The organism is Tessaracoccus sp. ZS01 (assembly GCF_022342445.1).
Classification (GTDB): Bacteria; Actinomycetota; Actinomycetes; order Propionibacteriales; family Propionibacteriaceae; genus Arachnia.
In genome coordinates this window covers 1-11,094 of the sequence record NZ_PQFE01000008.1, presented here as the reverse complement: position 1 = coordinate 11,094, position 11,094 = coordinate 1, and the positions used below count along the sequence as shown (strand labels likewise).

13 protein-coding genes are annotated in these 11,094 nt (G+C 68.9%); 1 reads left to right on the top strand and 12 read right to left on the bottom strand.

Annotated elements, in window-relative coordinates; all coding sequences use genetic code 11:
• Positions 1-116 precede the first annotated feature (116 nt).
• Positions 117-437 (bottom strand): Lsr2 family protein, encoded by a 321-nt coding sequence (locus tag C3E87_RS09030; protein WP_076061858.1) that lies wholly within the window; start codon positions 435-437, stop codon positions 117-119.
• Positions 438-526: 89 nt separating this feature from the next.
• On the opposite strand from C3E87_RS09030, the gene C3E87_RS09025 reads away from it, so the two are divergent.
• Positions 527-1,636, top strand: a complete 1,110-nt coding sequence (locus C3E87_RS09025; protein ID WP_076061856.1) for an NADH-quinone oxidoreductase subunit D — start codon at positions 527-529, stop codon at positions 1,634-1,636.
• A gap of 16 nt (positions 1,637-1,652) precedes the next feature.
• Here C3E87_RS09025 and C3E87_RS09020 read toward each other — a convergent pair whose 3' ends face one another.
• From C3E87_RS09020 to dacB, 11 genes are all read right to left on the bottom strand, one after another.
• Complete coding sequence (locus C3E87_RS09020; protein WP_143570963.1) at positions 1,653-2,282, bottom strand: hypothetical protein; 630 nt, start codon at positions 2,280-2,282, stop codon at positions 1,653-1,655.
• Between the two features lie 93 nt (positions 2,283-2,375).
• Positions 2,376-2,846, bottom strand: coding sequence for a DUF3180 family protein (locus tag C3E87_RS09015; protein ID WP_076061852.1), 471 nt, complete (start codon positions 2,844-2,846; stop codon positions 2,376-2,378).
• Positions 2,847-2,875: 29 nt separating this feature from the next.
• Positions 2,876-3,439 (bottom strand): 2-amino-4-hydroxy-6-hydroxymethyldihydropteridine diphosphokinase, encoded by a 564-nt coding sequence (gene folK / locus C3E87_RS09010; RefSeq protein WP_076061850.1) that lies wholly within the window; start codon positions 3,437-3,439, stop codon positions 2,876-2,878.
• A complete protein-coding gene (folB, locus tag C3E87_RS09005; protein ID WP_369819266.1) occupies positions 3,432-3,818 on the bottom strand; it encodes a dihydroneopterin aldolase in 387 nt (128 codons plus the stop codon). The genes folK and folB overlap by 8 nt, the downstream gene beginning before the upstream one ends.
• Position 3,819: 1 nt before the next feature.
• Entirely contained in the window at positions 3,820-4,635 is an 816-nt protein-coding gene (gene folP / locus C3E87_RS09000; protein WP_233120769.1) for a dihydropteroate synthase, read from the bottom strand.
• 4 nt (positions 4,636-4,639) lie between these two features.
• A complete protein-coding gene (gene folE / locus C3E87_RS08995) occupies positions 4,640-5,206 on the bottom strand; it encodes a GTP cyclohydrolase I FolE (RefSeq protein ID WP_076062043.1) in 567 nt (188 codons plus the stop codon).
• Positions 5,206-7,200, bottom strand: a complete 1,995-nt coding sequence (ftsH, locus tag C3E87_RS08990) for an ATP-dependent zinc metalloprotease FtsH (RefSeq protein WP_076061845.1) — start codon at positions 7,198-7,200, stop codon at positions 5,206-5,208. The genes folE and ftsH overlap by 1 nt, the downstream gene beginning before the upstream one ends.
• A gap of 117 nt (positions 7,201-7,317) precedes the next feature.
• Complete coding sequence (gene hpt, locus C3E87_RS08985; RefSeq protein WP_076061843.1) at positions 7,318-7,869, bottom strand: hypoxanthine phosphoribosyltransferase; 552 nt, start codon at positions 7,867-7,869, stop codon at positions 7,318-7,320.
• A gap of 10 nt (positions 7,870-7,879) precedes the next feature.
• Positions 7,880-8,842, bottom strand: a complete 963-nt coding sequence (gene tilS / locus C3E87_RS08980) for a tRNA lysidine(34) synthetase TilS (protein ID WP_076061841.1) — start codon at positions 8,840-8,842, stop codon at positions 7,880-7,882.
• The gene (locus C3E87_RS08975) at positions 8,835-9,818 is read right to left on the bottom strand and encodes a zinc-dependent metalloprotease (protein WP_076061839.1); all 984 of its coding nucleotides are present in this window, start codon (positions 9,816-9,818) and stop codon (positions 8,835-8,837) included. The genes tilS and C3E87_RS08975 overlap by 8 nt, the downstream gene beginning before the upstream one ends.
• Positions 9,806-11,094 (bottom strand): D-alanyl-D-alanine carboxypeptidase/D-alanyl-D-alanine-endopeptidase (gene dacB / locus C3E87_RS08970; RefSeq protein ID WP_083665516.1); only part of this gene is annotated, 1,289 nt, incomplete at its 5' end. The genes dacB and C3E87_RS08975, both read right to left, overlap by 13 nt.

Here is an 11,094-nt window from a genome sequence, read left to right as displayed (position 1 = left end):
AACTTGAGTCTCAAGCTTACTAACGCTTGGAGAGGAACAAAGGTCCTACGCTTCTCCCGCGGCGAACAGACCCGCGGATGGACCAGGGTGCCCGGCGGTGGTACACCGCCGGGAGATCAGTTGGCGGCTTCGTACGCAGCGACGATGTCGGCGGCGATCCGGCCACGATCGGAGACCTTGTACCCGTTGGCGCGAGCCCAGTCGCGCACGTCGGAGTTGGTCACCTTCTTGGCCCCACCGCGACCGGAGGAGGAACGCCGGCGGCCGACCTTGTCCGCCTTGGCGATGTAGGGGGCGAGCAGTTCCCGCAGCGCCTCTTCATTCTCGGGCGTGAGATCGATCGTGTAAGCGTCACCACCGATGGAGAATTCCACCGGCTTAGCACCCTCGGCGCCGTCGAAGTCGTCGATGTGAACCACGCGGACCAGTCGGGCCATTGAAATCTCCTTATTGGATGTATCCCTAGAAAGCTAGGATAACCAGCAGATTAGCGCTTCGGTCGGGTCTATGAATAGAGGGTGCCACCATGAATTCCACGAGATACAGCGTTGGCGGGCTCGCATTTCCTGACCACCGGCCAATCAACCTAGGCCCACGCCACCCCACGAGCGCCGGCCTGATCACCATCGCCGTCGACACTGAGGCCGGCCGCATTGTCGCCGCGGATGTGACCAGCGGTTACGGCCACCGGGGTGCGGAGAAACTCTTCGAGGTGCGGGATTACCGGACCATGATCATGCTCGGGGACAGGCATGATTGGCTCTCGGCATTCAGTGGTGAATTGTCGCTGACTCTCACGCTGGAGAATGCCATGCGCCTCAGCGCCCCACCACGGGCAATCATTCTGCGCACCCTCCTCGCCGAATTGGCCCGCATTCACTCCCACCTTTCCTTTCTCAGCTATGTGTCACCCGGCACGGAACCACATGAGCGCCTGTGGCGGGTGATTGAGGAGATCCGCACCCGCTTCCTGGCCTGGAGCGGCAACCGGGTCCACCCCATGCTGAACCGGGTGGGAGGCCTCTCCGCGGACGCCCCCGACGGGTGGCTCGCCACTCTGGACGAATTGTTGGACGACGTGGCCCGGCTGTCGGCTGACCTCCGCGCGACTCTCGACCGGACCAGCAGGTTCTCCGGCCTGGGAATCCTGGACGAGGCCGCCTGCCTGGGGTTCGGGCTGACCGGCCCGGTGGCCCGGGCTGCCGGTTTCGACCCGGATCGGCGGGCCGACGGCTACCTCGCCTACGGCAGTGTCTTCCGCCCAGTCCACACCCGCACCGCGGGAGACGCCGAGGCCCGCCTCGGGGTGCTGATCGACGAGGTGGGGACCTCCGTCGACATGATCCGCGTGGCCCTCTCCCTGGCGGCGCAGACGCCTGGTGAGGTCAACATCAAACTCTCCCGTCGTCTCCGGGTGCCGGAGGGCGAGCACAGCACCGACATCGAGGCACCCTGGGGGGTCGCCTCGTGCCTGATGAACTCGCGGGGCGGGCAGACTCCCTGGCGGGTGGCGCTGCGCACGCCGTCGTTCGCCAACGTGTCCGCGCTGGGCAAGGCCCTCGAGGGCGCCACCACAGCGCAGATCCCCGACGTCATAGCCTCATTGGGCTACTCCATCGGGGATCTGGACAAGTAGGGCGGTACTGCGCCTCTCAGGCGTGCCTGCGCAGGTCCGGCAGTACGTCGAGGTTGAGCTTGGCGATGTCCACCATCGTGGGGTGCTCGTCCTCGCCCCAGATGTCGTCGATGCTGGGGTGCAGCGCGCGGCTGGGCAGTTCGACGATGTTGGCGGTGTTCTCGGCCTCACGCTCGGCGCGCTCCGCCTCGAGGTCTGCGATGCGCTTCTCCAGGGCGACGATGCGGGCCTGCCGCTCAGCCACCTCCGCGCGCAGCCAGACGCTGTTGCCGCGCATGGAGCTGAGTTCCGACTTGGCGGCTCCCAACTGGCCACGCAGCTTCGCGATCACGGCCTTGAGGTTGTCTGCCCGGGCGTTGTACCGCTCGATCATCGCAACAGATTCGGCGTGGTGCCGGTCCGCCTGCTGCGAGCGCAGATCCACCTCGTGCTTGAGTTCTTCTGAGTGCAGCACCCGCTCGAAGCTGAGCTGACGCCACACCACATAGACGGCAGCGACCGCCATGAGGACAGCGACGACGACCCCCGCGCGGACGAGCCAGACGTTGCCCGCCATCGAGGCGAGCGAGACAACGGTGCCGACGGCGAGAATTGTGAGTGCAATAGTGCGCTCTGAGGACTTGTGAGCTGCGCGACGACCAACCATGGCGCCCATTGTAGGTACGGTCGAACAAACACCCGTGTATTGAAACGGGCATGTTGCCGTGTCTTCCCGTGCGTCTGCCGGCGGCCTGCTATCTCAGGCCGGCGAGGGCGAGGCCCCGTCGGGCTTGTCCTCGTCATCGTCGTCGTCGGGGATGACGCAGGCCCGTTCCAACAGCGCGCCGGCGCCGGCCAGCAGAAGGGCCGCGACGATGGTGGCGCTGCCCTGGATCACGCGGGCCGACGGCAGTGCCGCGTCCAGTTGGGAGAGATAGCGCATCACGTAGACGATGTGCCCACCGGCGAACAGCGCACCGGTCATGATCATCGATTTGCCGACGGCGAGGGCGGCCAGGCCCTCCTGCGGCGCGAGGCGCTTCTCCTCGATCCGCTTGGGCAGAGCCCTGCTGTAGATGGCCACGGCCAACGCGAGGCCGACGAGCATGATGGGCACGGACCAGGGAACCACGGGCGGGAACTGGCCGGCGGCCTCGAACCCCAGGATGACCAGGGCGAAGATCACCGCCCCGGACAGCACCGATACGACGGCCTGCCGGGGTGTGGTCAACCCCAGCTTCGGCCTGGGCTCCCTACTGGTCAAAAGCCAGTGTTGGCTTGGATCGTGATGTCGCGGCGGGGCGTGAGCACGCTGGCGTCGATGTCGTCCAGCAGCTCAGCGATGGGGCCGTGACCTGCGATCTCGCCGTTCGGGTCCACGTCGTGCCACGGCACGAGCACGAAGGCGCGCTCGTGGGCGCGGGGATGCGGCAGCTCGATGTCGCCCTCCGAGATGCGCTTCCCCACCATGATGATGTCGATGTCGAGCGTGCGGGGGCCGTTGCGGACCTCGCGGCTGCGGCCGAAGTTCTCCTCGATCGCCAGGCAGCGGTCCAGGATGGTGAGGGGCTCGAGGGTGGACTCGGCCACCACCACCATGTTGAGGAAGTCACCCTGGTCAGGGCCCTCCCCCACCAGTTCGCTCTGGTAGACGGGCGACACGTCGACGAGGATCAGGTCAGGCGTCTCTGCGAGGAAGTCAACTGCTTCCTGGAGGATTGCGGCCGAGTCACCGAGGTTCGAACCCAGGCTGAGCACCACCTTGGAGATGGGGCGCAGGTTGCCGAGGGTGTCGACATCGATTTCGAAGGGGCCGTTAGACATGTCTGCTCCTGCTGATCGTGACGGATACGTCCGTGAAGGTCTGGTTGATGGGGGCCTTGGGCTTGTGCACCGTAACCGTGACCCGGTCCACTCTCCCATGGCTGAGGCATCTGTCCGCAATCTCGCCTGCGACGGTCTCAATGAGATTTCGCGGTTCGCTGGTGACAACGGCTTCGACATCTGCGGCGATCTCGGCGTAGTTCACGGTGTTGGCCAGTTGGTCGCTGACGGTGTCAACCGTCAACTCCAGTTCGACGTCGACGACGAAGGGTTGACCCTCACGGCGTTCCTGCGGAAAGACACCGTGAAAGCCGGTGGCCGTGAGCCCGGTGAGCGTGATTCGGTCGATGGCGGGATCCCCCTTAGCTTCCACTGGCACCTTACCGGACCTCTTTCCCGAGGGGCGCCTCGCGGTCCAGCCGACGGGCGACGGCGATGGCGTCGGCCTGTCCACTGACGTCATGGGTGCGCACCGCCCACACCCCGTGGAGCGCGGACCAGAACGACACGGCCGCCGTGGCGCCGTCGCGGCCCAACGGTTCGCGGCCGCCGAGCAGCTCACCGAGGAAGGCCTTCCGGGAAGCACCCACCAGCACCCGGTGACCCAGTCCCTGGAACCGGTCGAGGTGGCGCAACAGCGTCCAGTTGTGGTCCCACGTCTTCGAGAATCCCAGGCCCGGGTCAAGGATGATGCGGCCTTCCGGGATGCCCGCCTCGAGGGCCTTGTCGCGCTGCCCGAGCAGTTCGCCCAGCACATCGGCGACCACGTCGCCGTACTGCGCGGTGGACTGGAACCGGGCGGAATGGTCGCGCCAGTGCATGAGCACGAAATCCGCCGACGATTGGGCCACCACCCCGAGCATGTCCGGGTCCGCCAGACCACCGGAGACGTCGTTGATGATGCGGGCACCGGCGTCGATGGCGGCCGAGGCCACCTTGGCGCGCATGGTGTCGACGGAGACGGTGATGCCGTCCGCGGCCAGCGCGGCGACGATCGGCACCACCCTGCCGAGCTCTTCGCGCAGACCCACCCTGGCCGAGCCCGGGCGCGTGGACTCGCCCCCGACGTCGATCATGGACGCCCCTGCGGCCAGCATGGCCCGGGCGTGGGTGATGGCGACATCGGCGTCCAGGTAGGCGCCGCCGTCGGAGAACGAATCGGGCGTCACGTTGAGGATGCCCATCACGAGTGTCATCGGGTCACCGCCCGATGATCAGGCTCATGGCCTCCGCCCTGGTGGCAGGGTCGCGCAACAGGCCGCGCACCGCCGAGGTCACCGTCCGCGAGCCGGGCTTGCGCACGCCCCGCATGGTCATGCAGGTGTGCTCGGCCTCGATCACGACGATGACGCCCCGCGCACCGAGGTGCTCGACGAGGGCCTCGGCGATCTGCGACGTGAGGCGTTCCTGCACCTGGAGGCGACGGCCGTACATCTCCACGAGGCGGGCGATCTTGGACAGACCCGCCACCCGGCCGTCCATGGACGGGATGTAGCCCACGTGCGCCACGCCGGTGAACGGCAGGAGGTGGTGTTCACAGAGGCTCACGAGCTCGATGTCCTTCACCAGGATCATCTCGTCGTGTGAGATGTCGAACGTGGTGCCGAGGACCTCGGTCACGTCGGCGCGGTACCCGGCGCTCAGCTCCGCCCAGGCGCGGGCGACCCGGTCAGGGGTCTCCCGCAGGCCGTCCCTGTCGGGGTCCTCGCCGAGGGCGATGAGCAGTTCACGGATGGCGGCCGCGGCGCGCGGCTGGTCCACGGCCATCAGTGGCTCGGGGGTGCGGTGGGCGGCCCCCACGGGGAGGGACCGGTCTCGGGCAGCGGCAGCTTCGTCGGCTGCTCGGGGAGGGGTTCCGGTGCGGGGGGCACCTCGACCGGGGGGTCGGTGGACGGGACGCGGAGATCGGAGCCCGTCCAGGCGGGACGCTTGTCGCGCCGGGCCAGGCTCTTGAACACCTCGTCGACCTCCTTGCGGTTCAGCGTCTCCTTGGCGAACAGCTGACGCACGAGCTCGTCGAGGACCGCTCGGTTCTCCACGAGCACGTCGAACGCCTCCTGGTGCGCGGTGTGGATCAGCTTGGCCACCTCGTCGTCAACGATCGCGGCCATGTGCTGCGAGAACTCCTGGCTGGAATCCGTGCCGCGCATGCCCATGAACGGCTCAGAGTCGCCGCCGCCGAGCTTGACGGAGCCGACGCGCTCGCTCATGCCGTACTGCATCACCATCGCCCGGGCCACCTTGGTGGCCTTCTCGATGTCGTTGGCGGCGCCCGTCGTCGGGTCGTGGAAGATGAGTTCCTCCGCGGCGCGGCCACCCATCATGTAGGCCATCTGGTCGAGGAGTTCACCGCGGGTGCGGGAGTACTTGTCCTCGTCCGGCATGACCATCGTGTAGCCCAGGGCGCGGCCGCGGGGAAGGATGGTGACCTTCTGCACCGGGTCGTTGCCCGGCATCGCGGCGGCGACCAGGGCGTGGCCGCCCTCGTGATAGGCCGTGATGAGGCGTTCGCGGTCGTCCATGAGGCGGGTGCGCTTCTGGGGGCCGGCGATCACGCGGTCGATGGCCTCGTCCAGCATGGGCTGGCGGATCATCTCCTCGTTCATGCGGGCAGCCAGCAGCGCCGCCTCGTTGAGCACGTTGGCCAGGTCCGCGCCGGAGAAGCCGGGGGTGCGGCGGGCGATGGACACGAGGTCCACGTCGCTGGCGAGCGGCTTGCCCTTGGCGTGGACCTGGAGGATCTTGGCGCGTCCGTCGGCGTCCGGGGCGTCGACGCCGATCTGGCGGTCGAAACGGCCGGGGCGCAACAGCGCCGGGTCGAGCACGTCGGGCCGGTTGGTGGCGGCGATGAGGATCACACCGCCGCGCACGTCGAAGCCGTCCATCTCGACCAGCAGTTGGTTGAGCGTCTGCTCGCGTTCGTCGTGGCCCCCGCCCATGCCGGCACCGCGGTGCCGGCCGACGGCGTCAATCTCGTCGATGAAGATGATCGCGGGGGCGTTCTCCTTGGCCTGGTTGAACAGGTCACGCACCCGGGAGGCACCCACGCCGACGAACATCTCGACGAAATCAGAGCCGGAGATGGAGAAGAAGGGTACGTTCGCCTCCCCCGCGACCGCACGCGCGAGGAGGGTCTTGCCGGTGCCGGGCGGTCCGTAGAGCAGCACGCCCTTGGGGATCTTGGCACCCAGCTTCTGGAACTTCGCGGGCTCCGCCAGGAACTCCTTGATCTCTTCCAGTTCCTCGACGGCCTCGTCAGCGCCGGCGACGTCGCCGAACGTCGTCTTGGGGGTGTCTTTGGACACCAGCTTCGCCTTCGACTTGCCGAAGGACAGCGGCCCACCGGCGCCGCCGCCGGACATGGAACGCATCAGCCAGAAGAAGACCAGGATGATGATGAGGAACGGCAGGCCAGTGTAGAGGAACATCTGCAGCAGGCCGGGCGTGGGGTTGCGGCCGGTCCACTTGTCGATGGTGCCGTCCTCGGCACGCTTCTCGAGCAGCGGCACCACGTCGTCGACCTGGTTGCCCACCCACTGGGACTGCGTCTTCTTACCGGTGTCGTCCGTGACCTGGATCTGCTGTTCGCCGTCCACCAGGATGACTTCGGTCAGCTTCGTGTCGCCGGCGAGCAACTCCAGGGTCTCCGAGGTGGGGACCGTCTGGTAGCCGGTGACTGAACTGATCATCTGCATCCCCAGCATGAGGAAAACGATGCTGATGAGAATCCAGGCGAACGGGCTCTTGAAAAATCTCTGCAACTTAGGGTCAGCTCTCTGGCGGCGTTAAGGACGCGCCGTGAGTTGACACGGGCGCACGGTCACATTACCAGCGGCCGCAAGACCTCCGGGTCCGCTGAGAGCGGACGGGACGCGAGCTCAGGCGTAGACGTGGGGGGCGAGCGTGCCGACGTCGCGCAGGTTGCGGTACCGGCCGGCGTAGTCGAGGCCGTAGCCGACGACGAATTCATTGGGGATCTCGAAGCCCACGTACTTGACGTCGACATCCATCTGGGCGGCGTCCGGCTTGCGGAACATCGTCATGATCTCGAGGCTCGCCGGGTTGCGCGTGGCCAGGTTGCTCATCAGGTAGCTCAGCGTCAGGCCGGTGTCGATGATGTCCTCCACCACGATGACGTCGCGGCCCTCGAGGTCGGCGTTGAGGTCCTTCAGGATGCGCACGACTCCGGAGGACTGTGTGCCTGCGCCGTAGCTGGACACGGCCATCCAGTCCATCTCCACGTGGCTGCGCATCGCGCGCTGCAGATCACTCATGACCATCACCGCGCCGTTCAGCACCCCCACCAACAGCAGGTTGCGACCCACATAGTCGGCGTCGATCTGGGCGGCGATCTCGGCCACGCGGGCCTGGATCTCGTCGTTGGTGAAGAGGACCTTCTCGAGGTCGCCTGAAACGTCTGCAGCATCCACGAGGACGAGCCTATCGCACGGTGAGCAGGTGTCCGACCCTCAGCACCTGGCCACCCGGGACGGCGAGGGCCCCCTGACCGCGCCAGTCCGTGACGAGCGCGTCGACGGCGAGCACGTGCTGGAATTCCACCGTGGGCGACACCCGGGCCAGCCAACGGTGCAGTACCCGCCAGCGCAGCGCGTCTGGCAGGGGGTCGAGGTCGTCGACGGTGAGGTCGCCGTCGACCGGCACCGCCCGGGCGGCCAGTTCGTCGAGCAGGTCGGCATCCGCGCGGGCGAGCTGCGCAGTGCGCGCCAAGGATGGCGCGAGGTCGCGGCCGACGGCCCGCCTCAACTCCGTGAGGTGCTGCCGGAAGGCGACCCTGGCGAACCTGGGGTCGTCGTTCATGGGGTCCTCCCAGGGCGTCACGTCCCAGTCGCGACAGGCGGCTTCCGTGTCCGCGCGCCGGAGCCCGAGCAGCGGCCGCAGGAGGGTCACGGCCCGGGCGTCGCCCCCCGGGGCGGACGGGGCTGCGGCGAAGGAGGTGGAGGCGGCCATCCCCGAGAGCGACCGCGTACCCGAGCCGCGCAGGAGGCCCAACAGCACCGTCTCGGCCTGGTCGTCGAGCGTGTGGCCGAGCAGCACCGGCAGGCCGGCGGCGGTGAGCGCCCCCAGCCGGGCCTCCCGTGCGGCGGCCTCCAGCCCACCGTCGGACCCGTCCACCGTGACGCGCACCACCTCTGCCGCGATCCCCCGATCGTCGAGCAGCGAAGCCACCCTGACCGCGACCTCGGAGGACCCCGCCTGGAGACCGTGGTCCACGACCACTGCCCTGACGCTGCTGCCCCGCTGCCGCGCCGCCCACTGGGCGCCGAGCGCCAAGGCCAGCGAGTCTGCCCCACCGGAGCACCCGACGACGGCCGCCTCCGGCAGCACGGCATGGACGGCGTGCGCGACGCGCAGCGCGGCCTGGCCGAGCTCGCGCCTAGCCATGGACCCGCTTCAGCCAGAGCGCCGGATCAGAGATCTCCTCCGCGGTGGGCAGGTTGTCGGGCCGTTCGAAGGCCCGCTTCAAGGCGGCGCGGTTCTTCAGCCGCTGTACGCGCAGACAGAACTCGAGCCCGTCGCGGTACTGGGCGTTCTTGTCCAGGGACTTCGACAGCCGGGCGAGCAGCCCCGCCCGCTCCGGCCTCGCGAACGCCCGGCGCATGCCGGGGATGGTGGGTGCGTGGCGCCGCCCGGCGTAGTCCGAGGTGTAGTCCGCGTGGCCTTCGAGGAACGTCATCGTCGCGGTGAGCTCGGCCATCGCGGTGGCCGCGTCGGCAGAGGTCAGGAGGGCGGAGACGTCCCGCGTGCGGGCCCACTGGAGCAGGCCCTCGCCGAGCGGCACCTCGTCGTGGACCACCAGGCGCATCCGTTCGGCCACGTGGTCACGCAGCCACGGCGCCAACCGGAACTGCAGGGCGTGGGTCTGCTCATGGAGCGCCACCCACATCCGGAAGTGGGCAGGAGTGAAGCGGTGCGAGCGTTCGTGGGCGACGATCGTGGGCGCCACCAGGTAGAGGGTGTCCGAGCCGGTGAAGGCGTCGTACTGCCCCAGCAGCCGGCGGCTGACCGCCCGCATCCCCACGCCGATCAGCAGGCCGTTGCGCACCGCGGTGCCCCGTGCCGCGATACCGGCGTCGGCGGGTCCGAGGCCGAGTTCGGCCACGGCGCCGTCCACCATGCCGCGCACGCCCCTCCCCCAGCCGTCCCAGTCGACGACGCGGATGCGGGTGGCGCCCACCGCCTGCAGACCCAGGTGCTTCGCCGCGATCTCGCCCGCGCGCCGCGCGGTCACGCGGAGGTCCGCGACGAGGCGGGTGAGTTCCCGGGAGGTGAGGTCCGGGAGGTCGTCGGGGCGCAACGCCGCGACCTTGTGGGCCAGGCGCCAGTTGATGCTCGGGGCGTGTTCCATCAGCAGCCGCACGACGCGAGGGTGCCGGTGGCCTGGTCCGTCCAGACCCGCGCGGCGAAGCCATCCGGCGTGCCGTTGATGAAGAAGGCGAAGGCCAGGAGCCGGTCGTCCGCAGTGAGAGTGGTGCCGCCGAGAGTGGCCACCAGCGACAAAGAGCCGGTCTTGGCCCGGGCGATGCCGCGGGCCGGGCGCGAGACGGGGTCCGCGAACCTCTCGGCGAGGGTGCCGGTGACCCCTGCGGTGGGCAGCCCGTCGAGGATGACGGAGAGCCGGGGCTCCGACGCGAGCGTGGCCAGGGCCGCCGCGAGCATGTTCGGGGTGAAGCGGTTGCCCCGCGAGAGGCCCGAGGCGTCGTGCAGGACGGTGCCCTCATCCCAGATCCCCAGTTGCGTGAGCTGCTCCTGGATGGCTGCCACCGAGCCGGCGAACGTGGCCGGGTGCCCCGTCCTGACCGCCAACTGGTGACCCATCACCTCGGTGAAGGAGTTGTTGGAGCGCTGCATGAACTGTTCCACGAGGATGTGCACCGGCAGGGACTCGATCCGGGCGATCTCCTCGGCGTCGCCGGAGCCGGGCGCGGCGACCGGGGCACCGGTCACGGCGACCCCCAGGGCGCTCAGCTGAGCGGCGAACGTGGTGGCCGCCGACAGGGCGGGGGTGAGACTTCGCGGGCCGCCCCTGGGGCCGCGCCCCTCGTCGATCCACAGGGCCGAGATGGCCGTGACCTGGTCGCGGTAGTTCTCCGGCCAGGTCTCGTTCCAGCCCGGGCCGGCGAAGTGCGATTCGTCGTAGCCGAGCGTGACCGACGTCACCCCGGCGGCGCGCAGGGCCGCGACGGTGCGCTTGGCCAGTTCCTCGGTGGTGGGCAGCTGGGGGTAGGCGCCCTCCGCGTTGGCGATGCTGCGCAGCATGGGGTCGCCCCCACCGACCAGCACCAGCTGACCGGGGGCCGGCTGGACGACCCGTGTTGCGAACGTCTCAGAGCCCTCGAACGCGTTCATCACGGCCAGCGCCGTCAGCGTCTTGGTGTTCGACGCGGGGATGAGCGGGGTCTTCTCCTGCGCCGCAGCCACCACTTCGCCGCTGGCGACATCGATCACCTCGTAGCCGATCACCACGGGCTCACCGCCCTCGGCCGGGACGAGCTTGGAGGTGTCCAGGGCGCCGATCTTCGCCTCGAGCGCGGCGCGGTCCGGCAGCACGCCGGGGGCCGGCAGCTCCACTGCAGCGACCAGCCCGGTGCCGGCCGGGGGCGGCGTGGGGGACTCAGCGGGCGGCGCCTCCGGGG